Source organism: Methanohalophilus levihalophilus, from assembly GCF_017874375.1.
In the GTDB taxonomy this organism is placed as follows: domain Archaea; phylum Halobacteriota; class Methanosarcinia; order Methanosarcinales; family Methanosarcinaceae; genus Methanohalophilus; species Methanohalophilus levihalophilus.
The window spans coordinates 413322-437925 of record NZ_JAGGLK010000003.1; the positions used below are offsets into that span (position 1 = coordinate 413322).

Consider the following 24604-nt stretch of genomic DNA (forward strand, 5'->3'; position numbering starts at 1 on the left):
TTTTGCATATTTCAGCGTGCAATCATAAGCAACGCCACAAGAATGGAAAACCGAACAACCATGCTCATCCCGGTTGAGAGGGCAACGATTTTTGAACCAAGCTTAGGTCCGAAAAGAGCGACATAGCGGGGAAGTATTGTACGGAATGCAAATAACGGGAGCATGAACATACTTCCCAGCATCAGCACTATCATGGCTTGAAGGTAAGTGATGCTTCCTTCTCCAATCATGGGTCCCAGCAGGGATACGCCAAGAATAGGGCTTGCCACGTATGTTGTAAGGGGCACGATGCTCTCTGGTGGGATACCGAATATCTCTGCAAGTGGCAGGACACTGAATACTTCGAATGCTCCCTGTTCCCGGAGGTAGAAAACCAGGGTTGTCATTGTAAGGTAGATAGTTGCAATTTTAGTAAACAGCTTTTTTTCCCTGTGGAAGGTGTTATGCAGGGCTTTTCTTAATGGTGGTTTTTCAATAGCAGCTTCTTCTGTAGGGGTGCACTTTCCATCCTCAAACCAGATCTTGCTCAATATGATTACAACTGAAATCTTGATGATGGCTGTGAGAATGAATACGCCCACGTAGAACCCGCCTACGATAAACCCCAGTGCCGGAAGAATGATCGGGATCTGGTATGTCAGGATTTCTCGGATGTACGCCGGGGTACTGTTGAGGATTGCACAAAGCATGGCCTGTTTGTCGCTGATGCAGTTGTTGTCCCTAACCTTCACAACCATACTGTTTGCAGCAAAAGTTGACCCAAGGGACACGACAAATGCAGAACCGCACTCTTCCGGAAGGTTTGTGTGATTGATAAGGGGTTTTGTCAGCCCTGTAAGTTTTTGCATCAGCCCTAACTCTATGAGTAATCCGGTTCCGAATAGGCCTAAGAATATCATGAACAGAATAGGGAGTGCAAAATCCAGCACCCTTATCAGCAGGTCCAGCATGATCCAATAGAGGTTAACACTTATAGATTAATTTATTTATCAAATTTGAGCATTGAATATCGAAAAAACCAAAAGTTTGATATGAGTAGCAACACATTTGTCTCTGGTGACTAAATGAAAAAGGAATTGGTAGATATCCTTGCATGTCCTGTATGTAAAGGGGATCTTGTCCTCAACATACAAAAAGAAGAAAATAATGAGGTCGTGGAAGGTACACTCTACTGCGGAAAGTGTGATGAATACTATCCGATAAACGGAGGCATCCCCAATTTGCTTCCTCCTGACATAAGAGATTAAGGAGTGCAAAACTTGCAGCAGATACACATTAATCGTCTTGGTGTCAATTCCATAGAGTTTGAAACCCCTGTTCTTGATGTTCCCCTCTCCCCGGGTGGAGAGCATAGTTTTGAGCTGGTAATTATCAACTACGGCTCACCAACCCATGTTAACCTTTCAGTGGACCCTGATCTGGAAGAATATGTGACTTTTCTCGATGACAACCCCTATGTAACCCATGAAGAATATGTGCCGGTAGTAGTTCGTATCCCCTATGATGGTAAGATGTTCAACTCTGGCAATGTTTTTGTCATGGTAGGCTACGGTTCGAAAAAAGACAGTTTTACCATTAACATCGGCAATGAAAACCCCAAAATGGGTGTGAGCAGGGCAGAGTTTGATGAACCAGTTTCTGAGCCACCATCTTATGTAGCATCCAGATCGAATACAGGTCAGCCAATTTCAGAACTAATGGGGAAATCATTTCAGGCCATTGACATGCGAAAACTCACTGTTGTAATGGCCGCAATTGTCGCTTTAATTGCAGCCTATCTCTTTGTAAGTTCAATACCTTCCATTTTAGGGGAAAATGGTATATCCTTTGGATTTTATCCGTCTGTATTCTTAGCTATAATTTTTACCGTTGCTGCAGTTTATTTGTTTGTCCGTTTGCCATTTATTAGAAGATGAAAAATGAGGTTATGGAATGAAATACATTATAGTTACTGGCGGTGTGATGAGTGGTTTAGGAAAAGGCATTACCACGGCATCCGTGGGAAGAAACCTCAAAAACCGCGGTCACAATGTAACCGCTATTAAGATTGACCCCTACATCAACATTGATGCAGGCACAATGAGTCCCTTCCAGCATGGAGAGGTCTATGTCCTGAAAGACGGTGGGGAAGTTGATCTTGATCTTGGCAATTACGAGCGTTTTCTTGATACCGAACTTACAAGGGACCATAACCTCACAACCGGAAAAATCTACCAGTCTGTAATTTCCAAGGAAAGGCGTGGTGAATATCTTGGAAAGACTGTGCAGATAATTCCTCATATTACCAACGAAATCAAGGATCGTATCAGGAAAGTTTCCGCCAAAAGCGGTGCTGATATCTGTTTAATCGAAGTGGGCGGTACTGTTGGTGACATCGAAAGCATGCCATTCCTCGAGGCAGTAAGGCAAATGCATCGTGAAGAGGCAGAAGAGGACATTGCATTCATCCATGTAACTCTTGTAACCCTTGATGCCCAGAAGGATCAGAAAACCAAGCCAACACAACATTCGGTTAAGGAGTTGAGAGAGCTTGGTCTATATCCGGATGTGATTGTGGCAAGATGCAAGGAGCCTTTGCTGGATGACACACGTTCAAAGATCTCCCTTTTCTGTGATGTTCCTGTGGAAGCTGTAATCAGTGCTCATGATTCTGATGATATTTATGAAGTGCCTCTCTTAATGGAAAATCAGGGTCTTACCGAGTACCTGATGTCAAAACTCAACCTTTCAACCACTTCAATGGATGATTCCTGGGAAAAAATGGTTGATAGAATGCACACTGCAAAAACTGAAATCAAGGTGGCAGTGGTTGGAAAGTACACGCATCTTGAAGATTCTTATATTAGCATAAGTGAATCCCTCAAGCATGCAGCAATTGAATGCGGTTGTTGTTTGAAAGCGGATTGGGTCAATTCCGAGAAATTTGATGAAGATCCCAATGCTGTGAAAATGCTGGATGACTACGATGGTCTTCTAATACCCGGAGGCTTTGGCGAAAGGGGAGTTGAGGGAAAAATCCTTGCAATTCGTTATGCAAGGGAAAACAACATTCCTTTCCTTGGCTTATGCCTCGGGATGCAGCTTTCAGTAGTGGAATTTGCAAGAGATGTTGTGGGACTGGATGGTGCAAACAGCACGGAGTTTGATGAAAATACGCCTTATCCTGTAATTGACATCCTTCCAGAGCAGGAAGATGTCGTGGATATGGGTGCTACCATGCGCCTTGGTGATTATGAAGCAGTCCTGCGTGAAGGTTCTCTGGCAGAGAAGATTTACGGTTCCTTGAGCATTGTTGAAAGGCACAGGCACAGGTATGAAGTCAATCCTAATTTCGTAGAAAGGATTGAAAATAAGGGAATGATTTTTTCAGGCAAGAACAAGAACAGGATGGAAATCATAGAGATTCCGGAACACCGTTTCTTCTTTGCATCACAGTTCCATCCGGAATTCAGATCTAGGCCGGGAAATCCTTCACCACCCTTTAAGGCATTTATGGATTCCATGCGGGAAGGGAAGGAATAATTTCCTTCATCCCATTTTAATCGGGTCTGTTTTCATGTATTCCCTGAGGACAACGGTTGCATAACTGCCCTTCGGGAGGGAAAAACGTAAGTTTGCCTTGAGTTTTCCGGGATTTAGTTCGTCGGCATCGATGGAATATTCAGGTTTTACTTTCAGGAGTATTTCCCGTCTCTGGCCGGTTGAACCCACCTTTTTCATGTCAGGGACTTTGAATCCTTCAAGAGGTACATTCTCCTCTTCCAAAACAGAACTTTCAATTTCTCCCGGTTTGCCGGATGCGAAATCGCTCCTGAACCCCGGAAGTGAAGCAGTGACAAATGCCCTGCCGTGTTTCAGAAGCCTGTTCATGCCTGCAAGATTATTGTCATTTACGTATTCGTGTTTGCTGCTGTCAGGCAAACCCTGCTTATTTTTAAAGCAAACAATATCTCCCACATAGGCCTGATTCAGCTCAAGTCCTTCCTTCAGGCGAAGGCAAATTATTCGATTGAAAAGATATGACTGGTAAGCGTGAACAAACAATTTCCTCATCTTCATTGAAAGAGTCTCAAATGCACCGGCATAATCGTCAGGATTTACATGCAGGTGATGCATCATGGTTCTCTCGTATCGCAGTTGCAGCGGGTAATTGTTGAGCCCTTCTACGAAGTTACGGGTATCTTCAACCTGTTTCCTGACTGCCTGTGTATCCTCCGGTTCGTCGGGAAAAGCTTTCGCAATATAATCCATCGCAGCCTTTTCGAGATTTCCCCGGACAATTGATTCTCCAACAAGATGTGTAATTGGCCTGCGTGCACCGAATCTCTGGATTCCGTAGAAATTTGGAACTCCTCTCATTTTCAGAATTGTATCCGTAATTAGCTTCATACGGGATTCAAGTTCTTCTTTTTCAACATCAATATCCCTTATTGTTATGTTGAATTCGTTCCCTACAAGATCTCCCAACCCCACATCCTTGTTGGAACGGCCAAGTATCCTAAAATCCACATCCTTCATATTGAGATTGTCAATTTCATTTTCTGAAAGGTTGAAGATACTTATTCTCTGTGTTGTAACAGCTCTTTTGTCTTTAGTTCCGCCAATTCCAATCCGCTTGCTGCTGATGCCAAGTGCACGGGACAGATCCCTGATGAGGTGGTGGGTTTCCCAGTTTGTTTTTGTCATTTCAAGAATGAGGTACTTCCCTTCCTTATTTTCCTTAAACTCTTCAGTGATTTCTTTCACAATGAAATCTTCGGGAACCTGACGCAGTCTTCCTCCAATTCCTTTTGCAGGAGTTGCATAAATATCGATTCCGGTCTTCTTCTCAAGTTCAGGAACCTCGCTTTCCTGTGTGTTTTCAATCACTGACAATATCTATCACCGCTGGCATGGATTTCGATTATCTATTTTTCGAAACTTTTTCGTTTTCCAAAGTAGAACTTAAATTAAGCCAAATATTGAAATACCACTTAATGATGCGTAAATTTGTATAAAAGAGGTGTGGTGTGGAATCGGACTCTTGCCGAATGAGATAAAATTTAATTCCTGCCTGCTTTTTTAGTTTTTCTGTCTTGTAGCTATATTATAAATTTCAATGACATTGAAATTTGTGACAGGAGCTGAATTTCATTGTAAGTTAGTTTATATTCGAAAAACCCGTAGGTTTAAATGTAGTAGAAGTGGTGCCCAATCTGTTTATAACAGCAAATGAGTGAGTCATGGGGGGTCTATGATTGTAATCGTTTGTTAAGACGGGTTGGGGAGTGGTACTTTATAGACACCGGATTTATTGCCGGTGTCTCCTTCTCATTTGAATAGATCTTTTAATCGGGAGTTTCACACAATTTCAACGATTGGTTTTGAAAAATTCATGTAATAATTGAACAGCTCTCTGCCCCAATCAACAACATCTGGCCCCGAAAAGATCATTCTCTTATTGTCGAAATAGCCTTTATTTGTCAGCAGATTAAACTTAATTGAATCCCCGCTCATGGTTAATGAGACAAAATCCATATGTTGGGAACAAACGTATAGTGATATGAAGTCAAGTTCTATCAGTTCTTTTAGTTCGTCATAGTATTCCAGTTTAGCTCTCTCATAGACTTCACTGCTGAAGATAATGGATACGTCTGTTATGCCCTCTGCTATTTTTATGTAACAATCATGAAATGTAGGATGTAACGTCGAAGTAATCTCAAACCAGTAATCTGTTTTTTTAGGGCTTGCAACAAGGCCCCAGTCAGAATCAAATAGCTTGTCAGCAGGAATATCAACTATTTTATAATCGCCCAGCTCTGGTATCTTTTTTAACAAGCATTCAGGTAAAAAATCGATGCAATGCGTATTAAGATAAGTATTCTCTCCGGCAAAAATCTCTGCGGTATTCAGGAACTTGTCCATTTCCTCAACAAGCAGCTTTCCTATAGTGGTAAGGCTATATGTATCGCCATTTTTTGATATGAGATTGCGATCTTTCAGCACTTTCATCTGCGGGAGTAGGGCAGCTCTTGTGGTGTTAAGAGATTTCAGAATTGTGTCCATTTCCTTTGGACCATCCTGCAGCATCAAAAGCGTATTTTTCCTTTTGTCGGAAGCAAACAATATGTCTGTAATTTTTTTCCCCATCTCTATCTTCCAAGTCCATTTTTAGAGAGTAGCTCTCTTCTCGAGTTATAGAAATGTTAATTCTGCTTATCATTTTACTCTTTACTGCTACTGGCAAAATAGCAGTAATAGCAGTGCATCCACCAATTATGCTAGTTTCTATGTTTAGAGACGTCGAAGCAGATTAGCCTTATTAAAAAAAACACATTCAATAAATTTATAATTTACCTTTTTCTCATCACAAAATACATGTGACCTATCCTTATTATCCCGTTTTCCAGCAAACTGTTACTGATATACATCAATCACCGTAACATTTGTCTGGTTAAGGAAAGTCCATCCAGTGGAAATCGGGGCGGCGCCAGCAGGCAGGTCTCCGGCGTACATTCCCGAGGATGCATCAAGTATAATCCATGATCCATAGCTGTCCGTAAAATAGTACACAGGAGCAGAATTGTAATATTCGCTAATCGCTTCGATGGACTCATCGGTTTCATTTGTTTTCCCGAGATATGCCGCCGCAAATGCATGGTCATCCGTAAGATAAATCCTCGAGCTTCCACCAACTGATTCCACCATTGAAGCCATAAGGAATGCGTAATCCTCGCAGTCGCCGGTACCTGCATAGATTGTTTCCTCTGGTGTGGCCCAGTAATCCGATTCATTTGGATCGCTTACATATTCCACATTTGTGGCTAAATAATCAAAAAGTGAGCATAGCTGGTATATGTTGTATTCTCCGGAATACTTGCTGGATGCTGATTCGGCAGTTGTCCGAACAAGAGGATCGGTACCGTTTACTCTGTCATTCACCATCTTAAAATAATGTGGGGGGTTTGAATAGTAAGGGTTCTGGACTTCTGCCGGAGCTCTTTCAGCTTCAAATTCAAGTGTTTTAAACTCCTGCAACCCGTAATCATACCAGTTGTTGGATTCGGTTTGTGCCATCAGGTAAATGTATGGTGTTAGAGAAAACTGATCTTTCCCCGGGACTTCAAAAGCTACCAGGCCAATTTTCTCGGAATCGCCTGCTTCAATTAAATACCCGTTATCATATTTTGAAATTCCATTAGGACCTTTAAGCCCAAATCCATATACAAAAATCGCATTGTCTCCGAGATTCGAAATTTGCATTTCGATTACTTCATCACTGTTCTGGTAGAACTTTCCATAGAAATACTTACTTTCAATTTCATAGCCAGACGGGATCGTACTTCTTGCAACTGGTTTCTTCTCAAAGGCTTTTTCGTGGCCGGAGATTATCGGAGGAGTCAGATCTCCGGGGTCAGGTGAATAATTGACTCCATCATCTCCAATGATCAAAGCAAAATAATTTCCCAATGTGGGTGTTAAAATAAGAGTAACAGCTGCTAAACTCACTGTTGCCAGAATGATAATTACCAGAAGTGCTTTCCTGATCATATTCCTCGTCCGTTTACAGTAGTTTGAGATCCCCTGTTACCCGGTCTATGTCATCGGCTTTTGCAGGTCCGATACCAAGGGCTGTAACTGTGTTAGGCGGGATTTCCGTAAGTCCTGCATCCCGTATAAGTGAAGCAGATAATCCCTGCATTTCCGCTTCGGTTTTAAGTCTGAACAAATCTTTTTCAGTGGGGGCTTTCAGGACAACTTTTTTTTGTCCTTCACGCATCCACTTCTTCACGTCATTGTCAGTGGCACCCCTCATAGATGATACCGCAGCATGTGCTACCTGAACCGCAAGTTTCCCCCGGGAAAGCTTCAAATCCTCCCTTATAACAATGCACTGCTTATATTGAAATGTGTCCATTGACGTTCTCCTGAAAAAAGCTTAAACCATCTTTTCAATGACATGTCTTATTATCCTATCAGTTGGATAAAAATCCCATGTTCTATAAATACCTGCTCCTGAGGGTGTTGCATTGACTTCCAGCACCATATCAGTGTCTTTTCCTTCTATCAAATCCACTCCTGCATAAGTGGTTCCAACAGCTTCAGATGCTCTCACACATAACTCTTTTTGCTCTTCGCTCAAAGTGCAGCGACTTGCAATGCCCCCCTGGCTGAGGTTATTGATCCACCCGTTTGCAGCACTGCGGTAAATGGAAGCAATGACTTCATCTCCGACAACAAATGCCCGGATATCTCTTCCGGGGTTTTCAACGAATTCCTGAATATAGAGGCATCCTCTTTCCTCTATTAATTTCCCGATAAATTTTATGGGTTCTGCAGGGACTCGCTCTCCGGTATTTGAAATAACTTCGTTTTTCATAATCCTGAAAATTCCATGTCCCTTAAAACCATGGAGGGGTTTGATTACAATCTCCTTTTTTCCATTTAGAATGCCAATTGCTTCATCCATGTCCTGTATTATGTGGGTGGAAGGAATGGGGATTTGTTTTTTCCTGAGAAGAAATGTTGTGTGAAATTTACTTGCAGCATTCTGAATTGAATCTGTGGAATTGATGACTGGTATTCCTTCTTTCTCAAATTCCTTAATCCAGTCAAACCGGAATGATAGCCCGTCATTACCCGATGCAACAACATCCCTGACTATCATTGCGTCAATATTTTTGAAAAAAGGGTTGTCAATGTCCCCCAGATCGATGTTAAGCTTCAGGAGGTTCAGGTGAACTCCTTCAACACTTGCTTTTTTGCATGATTCAAGGAAAGCTTTCGCAGTCCAGTCCAATTCGTTTCCACATGCAATAGCTATTTTTTTCACGTTTTCACTCCGTGTTCAACGTACATCAACCTGACGTTGCAGGTATTTTGTTCAAGTGTACATTCCGGGATTTTGTAAAACATGCAGGAATATCTACTACTTTCCGGACGTTGTCTATAATGATTCCGTCAGAAGTTGCAATAATATCAGCCTGCATGTTTTTGAGATCATAATCCACATGTTCGGAAGTTAGTGCTTCCCCGCTAATCTCATGTTTTTCCATTTTTTCCCTGAGGAGGGCAGCAAGATTTCCGCTGTTGCTCATGGGCCTGTCAAGAAGGATAGTTGTTTTAGATGGCATATGATGACTAATTATTCCTATGAGTTCATCAATTGCAAGGATTGTTGAGTCTGTCATTTTGAAATTGTTAAATTTGCCTCTGGTATCTCTTACATATCCGTCATCAGAAATCCATAGCTTGTATCCCTCAATGGCAGTTTCAATAGCAATAAGTACATTATATCCATCAATGGCAAGATGTTTCCCGGATATTTGGTCACACTCTATTTTCTTTGCTTTTCTGGTTTCCACAATGTCGGGAATAATAACTGTCCTGTTCAGGATATGCCTTTGTTTTGAATAAAGCCGATAGTGGTCGCTCACAAACTTCAATGCTCCGGCTCTGGGATATCCTTTGTTCAAAAGGTAGCGAAAGTCATTGGCTGCGATTGCAAGAATCTCCAGCTCTTCTTTCGGTCCACTCATGTTACCACATTGTATTTTCTTAAATACATCTTTTATATCTGTCGTACAATATCATTATGAGGTGTTCAACTGGAAATTCTCTGGCTAAATCAGGATGATGTGAAGGCGGCTCTTGACATGCCTTCTGCGATGGCTGCAGTGGAAAATGCATTTTTTGCACATGGAAAAAAGAAAGTCCAGATGCCTCCAAAACCCTATCTTTATTTCCCCAAACATAATGGTGATTTGCGCACAATGCCCGCGTTTCTGGAAGAAGACGACATTGCAGGGGTTAAAATTGTAAATGTGCACCCTGAAAACCGGGAAAAAGGTTTGCCAACTGTAATGGCTGTATTTGTTCTTAATTCAACAGAAACTGGTGCACCGCTTGCAATCATGGATGCCACTCATCTTACTGATATGCGTACAGGTGCGGCAGGTGGAGTTGCTGCAAAATACCTTGCACGAAAGGATTCAAAAATTGCCGGTTTTGTCGGGGGTGGTAATCAGGCAAAAGCCCAGTTGCTGGCCTTGTCCGAAAACTTTGATCTTGAGTGCGTGAAAGTTTATACTAGAAGCATTGCTTCAGCAAGTGCTTTTGCTTCTTTTGCGGGAGAACTTTTGTCATGCGACGTTATTATTTCAGCAACAATTCAGGATGCGTGTAATGCCGATATAGTGGTGACAACAACTCCTTCGAGGGAACCGATTGTCAAAGAAGAATGGATTTCTGAAGGTACACACATTAATGCCATCGGGGCGGATGCACAGGGAAAAGAGGAACTTGATCCGATGATTTTGAAAAATGGCAGGGTTATAGTTGATGATAAGACACAGGCGTTCCATTCCGGTGAAGTAAACGTTCCTCTTAGTTCAGGAATAATTTCCGAAAAGATGATTTGTTGTGAGATCGGTGAAGTTGTTGTTGGTTTGAAGGAGGGAAGAATTTCGGATAGTGGCATCACTATTTTTGATTCCACAGGACTTGCCATACAGGATGTTGCAGCAGGCAATCTGGTATATAAGGAAGCCTTAAAAAGAGGATTTGGTCAATCTCTCAGAATGTTTTAATAGTAGGCTGTTTATACCCAATGTTATCAATCCATCCCCGATCTAATGATGTGGATGGATTTATATATCTTTACAATCTATATATTGATTGATATAAATCATCCGGTGGTACGGTATGAGAACTGTTGTTATTTATATAGGCATATTAGCTTTAATTGCCCTTCTATTTGCGGGGCTTGTTTCGGTGAGTGACGACCCTGCAGACATTGGTACAATTTCAGGAAACGATTCCTTTGATCCGGGTCAGATATTCGGGCCTCAGGAATGGAACACTTCTACGAATGACAGGTTTACAATTCGCGTGAGCGAAGGCGACAAAAAGAAAACTGTAGAAGTTGCTTCAATAGATATCGAAAAACACACAAACTCTCATGACGCAGATGTTGCTCCTGGTCCCTATATTTTTGTTGAACCCGAAGTCACAATTATTAATTGGACATACTACGTGACCAATACCGGTGATTTCGACCTGACCAACATTTCAGTAACTGATAACCGTACTACTATTAATCCCGGACCTATAAGCGGCGACGACAATGATGGTATTCTGGAACCCGGGGAAACATGGGTTTACAATGCTACAGACTATGCCATGTATGGCCAGTATGCAAATCTTGCCACCGTTACTGCTACCTATAAAGATGATATTGTAAGTGACGAGGATCCAAGTCACTACTATGGTGGCTATGAGCCCGAAACCTATCCTTCAATTGAAATTGAAAAGTTAACAATCGGACAGGATGCAGATAATGCTCCCGGCCCGATAATCCCTGTTGGCTCTCCTGTTGTTTGGGAATACGTTGTAACCAACACTGGCAACGTTCCTCTCGCAGACATAAATGTGGTTGACGATCTTGAGGGTACTATTGGTACAATTTCATATCTGAGTCCCGGTTCATCCCACACATTAAATGCATCCGGGATTGCAGTTGAAGGCCAGTATTCAAACCTGGCTACTGCAAATACAACCTACGATGAAGTGCTTGTAAGCGATAGCGATCCTAGCAACTACTTCGGAGATGTGGAGGATGAGGCCGAGCCGGCAATTGACATTGAGAAAACAACAGTTGGTCAGGATGCAGATGTGGTTCCCGGTCCAGCTATTCCTGTTGGCTCGCCGTTTATCTGGGAATATACCGTGACAAACATCGGTAATGTTCCGCTGTTCAATGTAAATGTAACTGATGACAAAGAGGGTTTCATCGGTACTATTTCCTATCTTTCCGTGGGTGAATCCCATACATTTAATGCATCAGGAAATGCAATTGAAGGGCAGTATTCAAATCTTGGGAATGTTACGGCCCGCTATGCTGATGAAACAGTGTCTGATGAAGATCCAAGTAATTATTATGGTGAAACAGATCCGGATGCCGATCCTTCCGTTAATATTACAAAACTGACTGTTGGAATAGATGCAGACAATGCACCAGGGCCCAGTATCCCGGTAGGTACAACCGTTACCTGGGAATACAATGTTACAAACACCGGTAATGTTCCCCTGTTCAACGTCAATGTAACCGATGACAAAGAAGGTTTTATCGGGGTTATTCCATATCTTGGGGTTGATGATTTTGTTACCCTGAATACCACTGGCGTATCAGAGGCCGGCCAGTATTCGAATATTGGTAATGTCACTGCGGAGTATGGCAATACAATCGTAAGTGATGAAGATCCCGGACATTATCTTGGTGAAACAGATCCGGATGCCGATCCTTCCGTTAATATTGAAAAACACACCAATGGCTATGATGCTGATGCAGGCAGTGGCCCCACTATTCCTGTTGGCAGTTGGGTTGTCTGGGAGTATACAATCACAAACACCGGTAATGTAGTTCTCTTTGATGTACAGGTAAATGATGACAAGGAAGGTTTTGTCGGCAATCTTCCATTCCTTGCTCCGGGCCAGTCAAAGACCCTTTATGAATACGATATTGTTTCCAAAGAAGGACAGTACTCTAATCTTGGTAATGTAAGTGCAAGGTATGGGTCTGCAATTGTTAATGACAGTGATCCAAGCCATTATCTTGGAGGGCCCAGGCCGGATGTAGATCCTTCTGTCAGTATTGAAAAAACTACCAATGGCTATGATGCTGACAGGGGCACAGGTCCGAGAATCCAGATTGGCAGTGACGTTGTCTGGGAATACACAGTCACCAATACCGGTGATGTGACTTTGTTTAACATCCGGGTATCTGACGACGAGGAGGGCTATATAGGCACTATAAGGCACCTTTATCCTGGTCAGTCCCGAACTCTTGATAAGATTGGTGAGGCTGAAGAAGGTCGGTACTCCAATGAAGGAACTGCCTACACATATTATCGTGGCAGTCGTGTAAGTGACAGTGATCAGAGTCACTACATTGGTGTTGATCTTGATGCTGATCCTGCGCTTCATATTGAGAAGACTACCAACGGTTATGATGCCGACAGGGGCACAGGTCCGAAAATTCAGGTTGGTAGTGATGTTGTCTGGGAATACACAGTCACCAATACCGGTGATGTAACTCTTCGCGGAATCAGAGTTCGTGATAGTGACGAAGGCTATATTGGCTATATCAGCTACTTGCATCCGGGGCAATCCCGTACACTGGATAAGATTGGTGAGGCCGAAGAAGGTCAGTATTCCAATGTTGGTCGAGCGTATGCCCGTTACTATCGTGGATACGTGGGTGATACAGACCCAAGTCACTATTACGGTACAGAAGTCGACTCCAACCCATCTCTCCATCTTGAGAAGACCACTAATGGTTATGATGCCGACAGGGGCACAGGTCCGAAAATCCAGGTTGGGAGCGATGTTGTCTGGGAATACACAGTCACCAATACCGGTGACGTAACCCTTCGCGGAATCAGAGTTCGTGATAGTGACGAAGGCTATATTGGCTATATCAGCTACTTGCATCCGGGGCAATCCCGTACACTGGATAAGATTGGTGAGGCCGAAGAAGGTCAGTATTCCAACGTTGGTCGAGCGTATGCCCGTTACTATCGTGGATACGTAGGTGATACAGACCCAAGCCACTATCTCGGCGTTGAAAGGGATGCCAATCCGTCTATCCATATTGAGAAGACCACTAATGGTTATGATGCTGATACAGGTACAGGTCCGAAAATCCAGGTTGGTAGTGATGTTGTCTGGGAATACAAAGTCACCAATACCGGTGATGTGATGCTTCGCTATATCAGGGTTTATGACAGCAGGGAGAGATATATCGGAACCATTCGGTATCTGTATCCAGGTCAATCCCGTACACTGGATAAGATTGGTGAAGCTGAAGAAGGCCAGTATTCCAATGTTGGTCGCGCTTATGCCCGTTACTATCGTGGATACGTAGGTGATACAGACCCAAGCCACTATCTCGGCGTTGAAAGGGATGCCAACCCATCTATCCATATTGAGAAGACCACTAATGGTTATGATGCTGATACAGGTACAGGTCCGAAAATCCAGGTTGGCAGTGATGTTGTCTGGGAATACAAAGTCACCAATACCGGTGATGTGATGCTTCGTTACATCAGGGTTTATGACAGCAGGGAGAGGTATATCGGAACCATTCGGTATTTGTATCCAGGTCAATCCCGTACACTGGATAAGATTGGTGAAGCCGAAGAAGGCCAGTATTCCAATGTTGGTCGTGCTTATGCCCGTTACTATCGTGGATATGTAGGTGATACAGACCCAAGCCACTACTACGGTACTGAGGAACCAAATGCTGATCCTTCCATAGTGATTGAGAAATATACCAATGGCCAGGATGCAGATGTGGCTCCTGGACCAACAATCTCCGTGGGTTCAAATGTTGTTTGGGAATATAAGGTCAAGAATACAGGAAACGTAACACTCTTTGCTGTAGAAGTTGGAGATAATGAAGAAGGATATATCGGAACCATTCGGTATCTTCATCCGGGACAATCAAAAACACTCCAGAAAAGGAGTGTTTCAGAAGCAGGTCAATATTCCAATACGGGTTATGTCAGTGGAATTTATGATTCCAGTCCAATTCTTGGGCCTCTGAGGGTACTTGATAATGATCCAAGTCACTACTTCGGCGGTCCGAATCCCGACATGGATCCATCGATTAGAATTGAAAAGACTACCAATGGATTTGATGCAGATACAGGAGCCGGTCCGGTAGTTCCAGTGGGCTCTCTGGTTGTCTGGGAGTACAATGTCACGAACACAGGTAATGTGACATTGTTTGCCGTGGAAGTTGGCGACGATCAAGAAGGTTATGTTGATACTATTCCTTTCCTTCACCCGGGTCAGTCACAAACAGTGGATAAATCAGGTACTTCGGAAGAAGGTCAGTATTCAAATACGGGCTATGTCAGTGGAATTTATGATTCCAGTTCAATTCTTGGGCCATTGAGGGTGCTTGATAACGATCCAAGTCACTACCTGGGCAGCACCAATCCTGTTCCAAATCCGGCTATCAAGATTGAGAAAACAACTAACGATATTGATGCGGATACAGGTACAGGTCCAAGTATTCCTGTAGGTTTCCCGGTTGTCTGGAAATACAATGTAACAAATACGGGAAACGTGGCTTTAATTAATATTCAGGTAACCGATGACAAGGAAGGCTATATAGGGTCTATTCCATTCCTGCATGCCGGACAGTCTTACATCTTTAATGAAACCAATGTTTCAGTGGAAGGCCAGTATTCAAACCTTGGAAATGTAAGTGCCATGTACGGATCTGCTACTCTGAAAGATAGCGATTCAAGCCACTATTTGGGTGTTGCTGAATACGCCTCATTGCGTTTGGAGAAATATACCAATGGTTATGATGCTGATCTGGACGACATCACGTTTGCTCCCAGCATACCGGTAGGCAATGCGGTCACGTGGAATTATACTGTTTATAACGAGGGTAATATCCCATTGACTGACATTATTGTAACTGATGACAAGGAAGGTTACATCGGTACCATTGCTGAACTTGGTGTTGGTGAATCCAATAACAGTCTCTCCGCTCAGAATGTTTCAGTAAAGGGTTGGTATTCCAACCTTGCTACAGCCAATACTACTTATGACGGTCAACCTGTGAATGATACCGATCCAAGTCACTATTTCGGTTACTATGAACGTGCTTCAGTTGACATTGAGAAATACACCAATGGCTATGACGCAGACTATAGTGGTGATCCAACCATGGTTCCATTCATACCGGTTGGTGACGATGTTTACTGGAATTATACCGTTCGTAACACTGGTAATACCGTCCTTTACAACATTGAGGTTGTAGATGACAAGGAAGGTTACATCGGTACCATTGCTGAACTTGGTCTCGGAGAATCCAACACCAGTCTCTTTGCCCGTAACGTTTCTGTTCTTGGTGAATATGAGAACAATGCAACTGTCACTGCCGAACCTGAATTCGGTCCAAATGTCACCGATTACGATCTGAGTCATTACTTTGGCTATTATGAACGTGCTTCAGTTGACATTGAGAAATACACCAATGGCTATGATGCAGACTATAGTGGTGATCCAACTATGGTTCCATTCATACCGGTTGGTGACGATGTTTACTGGAATTATACCGTTCGTAACACCGGTAATACCGTCCTTTACAACATTGAGGTTGTAGATGACAAGGAAGGTTACATCGGTACCATTGCTGAACTTGGTCTCGGAGAATCCAACACCAGTCTCTTTGCCCGTAACGTTTCTGTTCTTGGTGAGTATGAGAACAACGCAACTGTAACTGCCGAACCTGAATTCGGTCCAAATGTTACTGATTATGATCTGAGTCACTATTTCGGTTACTATGAACGTGCTTCAGTTGACATTGAGAAATACACCAATGGCTATGATGCAGACTATAGTGGTGATCCAACTATGGTTCCATTCATACCGGTTGGTGACGATGTTTACTGGAATTATACTGTTCGTAACACCGGTAATACCGTCCTTTACAACATTGAGGTTGTTGATGACAAGGAAGGTTACATCGGTACCATTGCTGAACTTGGTCTCGGGGAATCCAACACCAGTCTCTTTGCCCGTAACGTTTCTGTTCTTGGTGAGTATGAGAACAACGCAACTGTAACTGCAGAACCTGAATTCGGTCCAAATGTTACTGATTATGATCTGAGTCACTACCTCGGTTACGCTGCAAGTGCATCAATTGATCTCGAAGTACTTACTAACGGGCAGGATGTCAATGATCCTGCTTTTGCTCCACTGGTTCCGGTGGGCAATAATGTGACCTGGAATTATACAGTTACCAACACGGGTAATGCTGTCCTTTACAACATCGTAGTAAATGACAGCCAAGAAGGCTATATTGGTACGATTGCTGAACTTGGCATAGGTGAAACCAACAGCAGTCTCTTTGCCCGTAACGTTTCCGTTCTAGGTCTGTATTCAAATGTTGCAACTGCCAGGACTACACATAACAGCCAACCGGTTGTTGATACCGATTCAAGTTACTACTTCGGCCACACTAAGGATGCTTCACTTGATATTGAGAAGCGCACAAATGGCCTGAAAGTTGTCAATCCTGCATTTGCGCCTGATATTCTGGTAGGTTCTACTGTTATCTGGAACTATACCGTCACTAACACTGGAGGTGCTGTCCTCTATGATGTCATTGTAACAGATGATAAAGAGGGATACATTGGCACGATTGAAGAACTTGGTATCGGCAAATCCAACAGCAGCCTTTCAGCCCAGAATATTTCTGTAAAAGGCCTGTATTCTAACACTGTCACTGCTGAGACTTCTCACGATAGTCAACCGATTTCCGATAGTGACTCCAGCTATTATTACGGTATTGACGGCAACGATCCAAGACCATTGGTAGATCTGGAAAAATTCACTAACAACAATGATGCAGATGCGGCTCCCGGGCCCAGTATCATGATTGGAACACAGGTCACATGGAAGTATGTTGTAACAAATGCCGGCAATGTGAATCTCACAAATGTTGTTGTGACTGATAACAAGGTGTCTGTTAACAGTAATCCAGTTGCCGGAGATGATGGTGACAATGTTCTTGAACCCGGAGAATCCTGGGTTTATGAAGCATCTGGACTTGCGATTGCAGGCCCCTATGAGAATCTTGGAAATGTGACGGCCAGCTATGAGGATACTGTTGTTTCAGATGAAGATCTAAGCCATTATACGGGAGTAAATGAAGAGATTCCCGAATTCCCGACCGTTGCAATCCCAATGCTGGTAGTAATTTCGCTTCTCTTTGTTTTCAGGAGAAGGCAAGACTGATCTGATATTAATATCCAATTCATGCCACAAGTTTGCCTTTGTGGTATGCTTTGGATATATTTCGATTTTTACGTTATGGTTGGAATAGATGGCTTAAATTCATATTTTTTTATTTTTCCAGTCAAATTAAAGTCATCATAATGATTATAATACTATATAGTTCTATAGAAATAGTTATATACTAATACGCTATATTTTAATTTGTACATAACGTGCTTGGTGGCACGATATGAAAGCTGCTTAAATCTAGATGTGGCGTGTGCTGTGGTGGTACGATATGAATGCTGCATAAATCTAGGTGTGGCGTACTGTGGTGGTACGGTATGAAAGCTGCTTAAATCAGATGTGACGTGCTTGGTGGTGCGATATGAAAGCTGCTATATTTCTCATGCTAATGTTTATGCTGTTCGGATTTCTTTTTGCAGGATTAGTTTCATTTGGAGATGATCCTGCGCCGGTTGGCACAAGTTCCGGCAATGATGCGTTTAAACCAGCTCAGGTGGAGGGTCCTCAGGAATGGAATACGTCTACCTTTGACGATGGTTTTAAAATTCGTGTAAGTCCGGGTGATGGTGGCGGTGGAAAGATATTGATTGTCGAAGAAGATCCGATTCTTCCGATAGCTCACTTCACTTCCAATACAACCGGCGGTCTTGCTCCCCTTTCCGTTCAGTTCTGGGATAATTCAAGCAACACTACCGGCATTTCCTGGGATTTTGATGGTGACAACGTTGAAGATTCCAATACCTCTTCTCCGTTCTGGGTATTTGGGGTCGGCAACCATAGTGTAAACCTCACTGCAAGCAATGGAAATGGCACTGATGTTTATGCTGCTTACATCAACGTTACAGAAGCTGAAGAACCTGAGAAGGAGAATCCAATTCTTCCGGTAGCTTACTTCAAGTCAAATGTTAGCAGTGGATTTGCTCCTCTTGCAGTACAGTTCTGGGATAATTCCAGCAATGCTTCCAGTATTTCCTGGGATTTTGATGGTGATCACGTTGAAGATTCCAATACCTCTTCTCCGTTCTGGGTCTTTGGGGTCGGCAATCATAGTGTAAACCTCACTGCCAGCAATGGAAATGGCACCGATGTTTATGCTGCTTACATCAACGTTACTGAAGTCGAAGGGCCTGAGGAGGAAGATCCGATTCTTCCGATGGCTCACTTCACTTCCAATGTAACCGGCGGTCTTGCTCCCCTTTCCGTTCAGTTCTGGGATAATTCCAGCAATGCTACCATCATTTCATGGGACTTTGATGGCGACAATGTTGAAGACTCTAATTCCAGTTCCCCTGTATGGACATTCAATGCGTTCGGGCCACATGAAGTAAACCTGATTGCAAGCAATGCCAATGGAAGTCACAGCTACATTGGCACAATATATGTGACGCCGGATGAAGAAATTCCGGAATTCCCGACAATTGCCATTCCAATAATGATTGTGGGAATGTTGTTCTTCATCAGCAGAAGAAATTTAAAATGATGACAAAATAACGGGAATCAAAGGCTCCTTCCCGTTATTTTCCTAAATCCGCCAATTCTTTCTTCACATATCCTGCGATGCTGCTCTTCTTCTTTAGCCAGTGTTCCCATGTCTTCAATAAATTCTGACTGAACACTCTCTTCAATAAAGAGATCTTTGATCGCTTCCCTTGATTTTCTGACTTCAATATAAGTGTCTCTTGCCAGAATTTCATATTTCATGATGTTCCGGAACATCTCAGGGCTGTCCATTCCATCAAAATCAAAATTTTTGCTTGGCAGACCTGCAGGTTTGCTTGTAGGAATTTCAATATTTGCTTTCTGAAGCCATTTTTCAAGAATCACGTGATGTCTCTCTGAATCGGCTGAAAGGAGTTCAATTGCTTCCGCATCCTCTCCCATCAACTCAATTCGTGCTTCCCATAGTCCAAGTTGCTCCATTTCCGCTTCCATCCAGTACATTTTCTGAAGTCTGAATGCGAGTGCTTCCTTATTTGAAATTTGTGCCATGTCCCTCATATTACCTATCTTAATTTTCCTATTTGTTGCTTTGTGCTGCGATACTTATAAATAACCTCTGAAGAATACTGGGGGAATATCGGAGGATTCATTTTGTCAGGGATATGTCTTTTGAGCAGTGGTCTGGATTCAGTCGCCGCTCTTGTATTGTCAAAGAAAAAAATGGATATTGATATTGCACTTACCTTTGACTACGGCCAGCGGTCTGCTGTGATTGAAACTTCTTTTTCCAAAAAAATATGTGATTATTACGGTATCCCTCATAAAATCATTAAACTTGATTGGCTGGCAGATATAACTAATACGTCTCTTGTGAACATGGATGAATCATTACCAAAACCCAGTGATGAGGATCTTTTCTCTGAGGTTGCGACAAATACTGCGTCAGCAGTATGGGTTCCGAATCGCAATGGTTTGGTGCTCAATATCGCTGCGTGCTTTGCGGAAAGCATGGATTGTGAATTTATAATCACAGGTTTTAACGGCGAGGAGGCAGCAACTTTCCCGGATAACTCGCCGGAATTTGTGGATGCTGCCAACACTTTTTTCACTTACTCAACTCTTAAGGATGTGAATGTTTATGCTCCTTTGTTGGGGCTGGACAAAGAATCTATCGTGAAATTATCTATTGAAAACGATACTCCTCTCAGGTGGAGCTGGAGTTGCTACGATTCGGGTCCTGTTCCCTGCGGAGTTTGTGAAAGCTGTAAAAGACGTTCTCTTGCTTTTGAAAAAATCGGTGTAACCGATCCATTATTTGTTGAAACGGAGGGTACAAAATGATAGAAGCTTATATAATGGATGAGAAAATCGATTATGACGGTAGCCAGATTTCATCACTCTGGGCTTATTCCGCCTTTGGAATCCAATCCGATTCCATAGTTGCTTTCAGGGGTGCATGTGATGTTGTTCCTGATCATATGATTGATCTGGAAGATCTAAGGCAGAATGAATCAATTGAATCTCCTGATATGCTTCATTTCATCGTGGAACACTTTGATTCCACTGATCTCAAGCTCGTTTATGCCAGACAGCGCCTGTTTACCACTATTTTTGCTTCAGTGCTAGCGGACGAAGGCATTGAAGTAGGGCGGGATGGCGATGATCTTTTCGTAAACGGGAAAAAACTGTCGATTTCAATAGCAAGTACGTCTGCTATTTCCCAGAAAATTCATTTCGGTGTAAATGTAACTCATGATTTCTACGGCAATCTAAAAGAAGCTGGCATGAGTGAAGAACGGGCCATAAACCTGTTGGATATTGTTTCTGAAAAGTATGCTTTTGAAATGGAAGATATTGAAGCTGACTTAAGAAAATCCAGGCAATTGGGGGTATTTTGATTCAGGAAGCATCCCTGATTGAAGTTTTCTGTGCCGTGCAGGGTGAAGGTCCCTATGTAGGGGTTCGGCAGGCGTTTGTGAGGTTTTCAGGCTGCAATCTTAATTGCAACTATTGTGATACTCCAGTCACACCTCCTGCCGTTTGCAAGTACGAAACTCCCGGTCAGGTGGCTTCATTCTCGGATGTAAATAATCCAATGGATCCTGCACGTGTAGATCAACTAATAGAATCTTATGATAAAATCCATTCAGTATCCCTTACAGGTGGAGAACCTCTCCTTCATGCTGATTTCATCTCCTCTCTTTCAACTGAAGTTCCGCTTTACCTTGAAAGTAATATGACGCTGCCGGATATGGCTAGAAAAGTAAAAGATAGAGTTCGCTATGTTTCCGGTGATGTAAAACTTGATCCCGGCCTCCCCGGGGATGAATTTGATTCACATTTAAAGAACACAATTGAATGCTTCCGCAATCTTCGAAATACGGATTCTCGGGATTGCTTCTGCAAAGTTGTTGTTACTTCAAAAACGTCTGTAGATGACTTGATTTCAATTATTGAAGAAATTCATGGCTTTGTTAGCTGCGTAATACTCCAACCTGTAACTCAGGAGCAAATGGCCGCCAGTCCATCCTTTTTGCTGGATTGCCAGCATAGCTTGCTGGATATGGTTGATACTCGTATAATTCCCCAGACTCACAAGATGTGGGGGTGCTTATGATGACAAATGCAAATACTAAGATGAAACTCGGAATCGTTGAATACATTGACAGTGCACACTATCTCCCGGGACATGAGACTTGTGGGATAGTGCATGGGCACACGTACAAGACTGAAATTGTGATTGAAGGTGAAAAGAAGGAAACCGGTATGGTCATGGATTTCTATGAAATTAAAACAACTGTGCGTGAAGTCCTGAAGGAATTCGATCACCGATTGCTAAATGATATTCTTGAATTCCCGAGCGCTGAAAATATGTGTGAGGCCATCCATGCCCGTTTGTCAGAAGCATTGGGATATCCGGTTTCTGTGAAGGTGTGGGAAGGGGAAGGCAAGTGGTGTCAGATTAGTGACTTTGACTGAAGCACTCCAAAACCTATATCTATAACTGTCCCAATAATTCAAGTCCCAATACTCGGAGGATTATTTTGCCTGAAGAAAGCGCTAAAGGGCTGGAAGAATGTGAAGAGGATAAATTTGCTGATGACATTCATCGGAAAATTTCTCAACATCCATGTTATGATAAAAGTGCCCAGCACAAATACGGCAGGATTCACTTGCCTGTGGCTCCAAAATGTAATATCCAGTGTAACTACTGTGAACGCAAATTTGACTGCGTGAACGAAAGCAGGCCTGGGGTAACCAGTGAGGTACTCTCCCCACAACAGGCTCTTGAAAAAACAAGGCAGGTTCTTAAGGATTATCCGTTTATTAAAGTAGTCGCAGTGGCAGGTCCGGGAGATCCTCTTGCAAACGATGAAACCTTTGAGACTCTTGAATTAATCAAAAACGAGTTCCCTGATATCACACTATGTCTCAGCACAAATGGTCTTGCACTTCCGGAAAGGATGGAGGATATTCTTAGAGTTGGTGTAGAAACACTGACAGTCACCATGAATACAATCGATCCCGAAATAGGTGCACATATTATTGGTCATGTTAGCTATCAGGGCAAGGTGTACAGGGGAATTGAAGCGGCTTCTATTCTTCTTAAAAACCAGCTTGAGGGAATCAAAAAAGCCGTGGATGCAGGTCTTGTTGTTAAAATCAATACTGTTATGATTCCGGGCATTAACGATGATCATATCGTGGATGTGGCTAAAAAACTCAATGAGATGGGTGTATACATCATGAATGTCATGCCTCTCATTACACAGGCTAAATTTGCAGACCTGACTGCTCCTACGGAGAAGGAAAGGAAAGCAGTTCAGAATGCCTGTGAACCCTATGTTCAGCAGATGCGCCATTGCAGGCAATGTCGCTCCGATGCTTATGGCCTTATTGGCAAGGATTTGTCCCAGATGAGTGAGGAAAGGCGGAACCTCATCAAAGTTGAAAGTCTCAAACATGAGGAAAATGACTCTGAAAAATAAGCTGGTGGGTGCTGTCTTTGGACCTTGAAAAACTGGCCAATGAACTTTGCAATTTTGAAGGTGTTGTCCGTAAGAAACCTATTTCAGATATTGCCCGGATGTTTGAGGACGTCCTGTCTGAATATTCCGATACGATCGTGGATATGGGCGATGACGCTGCGGTAATCGACATTGGTGGTGACGAGGTTATTCTTTTTGCAGCAGATGGTATATGGGGACGGATAGTTGATGCAAGTCCCTGGTGGACGGGCTATACTTCTGTTGTTGTTAATGTAAATGATATTTCAGCAATGGGGGGTAGACCTCTTGCGATGGTAAATGTCATGTCTTCAAGTGACGAAGGAGTTTCAAAAGGTATGCTTGAAGGTATGCGTGCAGGAATTCGTAAATTTGGTGTTCCCATGGTTGGGGGGCACATGCACCCGGATACTCCATACAATTCGTTAGCAGTTGCAATAATTGGAATTGCCCGCAAGGATTCCCTTATTCGAAGTGATTCTGCATCAGCTGGAGATGTGGTTATTGTAGCTTATGATCTTGACGGCAAGGTAGGGGAAAACTCTCCTTACAGCTGGGATACGACTTCCTTTAAGGATTCGGAAACCGTAAAGGCACGTTTCCTTATAATGAAGGATATCGGGGAAGCAGGACTTGTGACTTCAGGAAAAGATATCAGTAACCCCGGAACCCTTGGTACTCTCGGGATGTTGTGTGAAACCAGCGGTGTCGGCGCAACGGTTGACATAAGTAAAATCCCCTGTCCTGAGTCCCTGCCACTGACACAATGGCTGAAAGTATATCCTGCTACGGGTTATGTAGTGACAGTAAAACAGGATAAAAAAGATGAATGCATCAAAGCCTTCGAAGATGTGGGAATTACCGCTGCCGAAGTCGGAGTAATCACGTCATCCCGACAGCTTGAAATCGAACACGAGGGAAAAAAAGCCTGCGTATTCGATTTTGAGAAGGATATTATTACAGGTATTAAATCACATTAATCGGAATTCACGTATGCACCAAGTTCCTGATGTAAGTATTTTTCCGCTTCCTGAACGGCTTCAAGTTCTCCTCTGAGTACAAGTACTTCTCTTTCATCACATTCCACAATGTTCACATTAATTGTGCGTTCAAGGGGTTCGAGATCGAATTCCTCGACTATGTCATAAATGATGTATGATGGTGTTCCCGGTGGGATTATGAGATCGTAAAGTCCTTCCAGGCTATCTCCTTCTTCGGTTGCCTGTTGTTTATCTTTACTTTTTTTGAGGTCTTCCAGAGTAAGCTTTTTTAACATTGCGATTACACCATTGTTGACGTGATTGCCCTACATTTGCCTTTTCTGCTTTTATAGCTTATCCTCTGGTTATATC

Annotated in this window: 21 protein-coding genes; 12 read left to right on the top strand and 9 right to left on the bottom strand. The window is 42.9% G+C overall.

Features of this window, described 5'->3' with window-relative positions:
- Window positions 1-11 precede the first annotated feature (11 nt).
- Window positions 12-950: a nucleoside recognition protein gene (locus J2755_RS09505; RefSeq protein ID WP_209682588.1), complete on the bottom strand. Its 939-nt coding sequence runs from the start codon at window positions 948-950 to the stop codon at window positions 12-14.
- A gap of 114 nt (window positions 951-1064) precedes the next feature.
- Here J2755_RS09505 and J2755_RS09510 point away from each other — a divergent pair, with 114 nt between their 5' ends.
- Genes J2755_RS09510 through pyrG form a run of 3 tightly spaced genes read left to right on the top strand, consistent with a single transcriptional unit; the run spans window position 1065 to window position 3522 of the window.
- A complete protein-coding gene (locus tag J2755_RS09510; RefSeq protein WP_209682591.1) occupies window positions 1065-1247 on the top strand; it encodes a methytransferase partner Trm112 in 183 nt (60 codons plus the stop codon).
- Between the two features lie 12 nt (window positions 1248-1259).
- Window positions 1260-1916, top strand: a complete 657-nt coding sequence (locus J2755_RS09515; RefSeq protein ID WP_209682607.1) for a DUF7524 family protein — start codon at window positions 1260-1262, stop codon at window positions 1914-1916.
- A 16-nt stretch (window positions 1917-1932) separates the two neighbouring features.
- Complete coding sequence (gene pyrG, locus J2755_RS09520) at window positions 1933-3522, top strand: glutamine hydrolyzing CTP synthase (RefSeq protein ID WP_209682610.1); 1590 nt, start codon at window positions 1933-1935, stop codon at window positions 3520-3522.
- 6 nt (window positions 3523-3528) lie between these two features.
- On the opposite strand, the gene truD is transcribed toward pyrG, so the two are convergent.
- From truD to J2755_RS09550, 6 genes are all read right to left on the bottom strand, one after another.
- Complete coding sequence (truD, locus tag J2755_RS09525; protein ID WP_245312875.1) at window positions 3529-4875, bottom strand: tRNA pseudouridine(13) synthase TruD; 1347 nt, start codon at window positions 4873-4875, stop codon at window positions 3529-3531.
- Window positions 4876-5340: 465 nt separating this feature from the next.
- On the bottom strand, window positions 5341-6129 hold the full coding sequence (locus J2755_RS09530; protein ID WP_209682614.1) for a helix-turn-helix transcriptional regulator: 789 nt from the start codon (window positions 6127-6129) through the stop codon (window positions 5341-5343).
- Between the two features lie 267 nt (window positions 6130-6396).
- Window positions 6397-7530 (bottom strand): transglutaminase-like domain-containing protein, encoded by a 1134-nt coding sequence (locus tag J2755_RS09535; RefSeq protein ID WP_209682617.1) that lies wholly within the window; start codon window positions 7528-7530, stop codon window positions 6397-6399.
- A 13-nt stretch (window positions 7531-7543) separates the two neighbouring features.
- Window positions 7544-7897 (bottom strand): peptidyl-tRNA hydrolase Pth2, encoded by a 354-nt coding sequence (gene pth2 / locus J2755_RS09540; RefSeq protein WP_209682637.1) that lies wholly within the window; start codon window positions 7895-7897, stop codon window positions 7544-7546.
- Window positions 7898-7918: 21 nt separating this feature from the next.
- The gene (gene mptN / locus J2755_RS09545; RefSeq protein ID WP_209682642.1) at window positions 7919-8812 is read right to left on the bottom strand and encodes a tetrahydromethanopterin:alpha-L-glutamate ligase; all 894 of its coding nucleotides are present in this window, start codon (window positions 8810-8812) and stop codon (window positions 7919-7921) included.
- A 25-nt stretch (window positions 8813-8837) separates the two neighbouring features.
- Window positions 8838-9518 (bottom strand): DUF434 domain-containing protein, encoded by a 681-nt coding sequence (locus J2755_RS09550; protein WP_209682646.1) that lies wholly within the window; start codon window positions 9516-9518, stop codon window positions 8838-8840.
- A gap of 69 nt (window positions 9519-9587) precedes the next feature.
- On the opposite strand from J2755_RS09550, the gene ala reads away from it, so the two are divergent.
- The 3 genes from ala to J2755_RS09565 all read left to right on the top strand — a co-directional run bounded on the left by ala (window position 9588) and on the right by J2755_RS09565 (window position 19285).
- A complete protein-coding gene (ala, locus tag J2755_RS09555) occupies window positions 9588-10568 on the top strand; it encodes an alanine dehydrogenase (protein WP_209683360.1) in 981 nt (326 codons plus the stop codon).
- A gap of 115 nt (window positions 10569-10683) precedes the next feature.
- On the top strand, window positions 10684-17799 hold the full coding sequence (locus J2755_RS09560; RefSeq protein WP_209682650.1) for a DUF7507 domain-containing protein: 7116 nt from the start codon (window positions 10684-10686) through the stop codon (window positions 17797-17799).
- 367 nt (window positions 17800-18166) lie between these two features.
- Window positions 18167-19285, top strand: a complete 1119-nt coding sequence (locus tag J2755_RS09565; RefSeq protein ID WP_209682653.1) for a PEF-CTERM sorting domain-containing protein — start codon at window positions 18167-18169, stop codon at window positions 19283-19285.
- A 17-nt stretch (window positions 19286-19302) separates the two neighbouring features.
- On the opposite strand, the gene J2755_RS09570 is transcribed toward J2755_RS09565, so the two are convergent.
- Window positions 19303-19794: a hypothetical protein gene (locus J2755_RS09570; RefSeq protein ID WP_209682657.1), complete on the bottom strand. Its 492-nt coding sequence runs from the start codon at window positions 19792-19794 to the stop codon at window positions 19303-19305.
- Between the two features lie 102 nt (window positions 19795-19896).
- Between J2755_RS09570 and queC the strand changes: the two genes are divergently transcribed.
- The 6 genes from queC to J2755_RS09600 all read left to right on the top strand — a co-directional run bounded on the left by queC (window position 19897) and on the right by J2755_RS09600 (window position 24232).
- Complete coding sequence (gene queC / locus J2755_RS09575) at window positions 19897-20586, top strand: 7-cyano-7-deazaguanine synthase QueC (RefSeq protein ID WP_209682660.1); 690 nt, start codon at window positions 19897-19899, stop codon at window positions 20584-20586.
- The gene (locus J2755_RS09580; RefSeq protein WP_209683363.1) at window positions 20586-21143 is read left to right on the top strand and encodes a DUF366 family protein; all 558 of its coding nucleotides are present in this window, start codon (window positions 20586-20588) and stop codon (window positions 21141-21143) included. The genes queC and J2755_RS09580 overlap by 1 nt, the downstream gene beginning before the upstream one ends.
- Window positions 21140-21862, top strand: coding sequence for a 7-carboxy-7-deazaguanine synthase QueE (locus J2755_RS09585; RefSeq protein WP_245312879.1), 723 nt, complete (start codon window positions 21140-21142; stop codon window positions 21860-21862). The genes J2755_RS09580 and J2755_RS09585 overlap by 4 nt, the downstream gene beginning before the upstream one ends.
- A complete protein-coding gene (gene queD, locus J2755_RS09590) occupies window positions 21859-22224 on the top strand; it encodes a 6-carboxytetrahydropterin synthase QueD (RefSeq protein WP_245312880.1) in 366 nt (121 codons plus the stop codon). Before J2755_RS09585 ends, queD begins: the two co-directional genes overlap by 4 nt.
- Window positions 22225-22289: 65 nt before the next feature.
- Entirely contained in the window at window positions 22290-23234 is a 945-nt protein-coding gene (nifB, locus tag J2755_RS09595; RefSeq protein ID WP_209682665.1) for a nitrogenase cofactor biosynthesis protein NifB, read from the top strand.
- A gap of 17 nt (window positions 23235-23251) precedes the next feature.
- A complete protein-coding gene (locus tag J2755_RS09600) occupies window positions 23252-24232 on the top strand; it encodes a methanogenesis marker 2 protein (protein ID WP_209682668.1) in 981 nt (326 codons plus the stop codon).
- Here the strand turns inward: J2755_RS09600 and J2755_RS09605 are convergent.
- Window positions 24229-24528 (bottom strand): hypothetical protein, encoded by a 300-nt coding sequence (locus J2755_RS09605; RefSeq protein WP_209682671.1) that lies wholly within the window; start codon window positions 24526-24528, stop codon window positions 24229-24231. The genes J2755_RS09600 and J2755_RS09605 overlap by 4 nt on opposite strands.
- Between the last annotated feature and the right edge of the window lie 76 nt (window positions 24529-24604).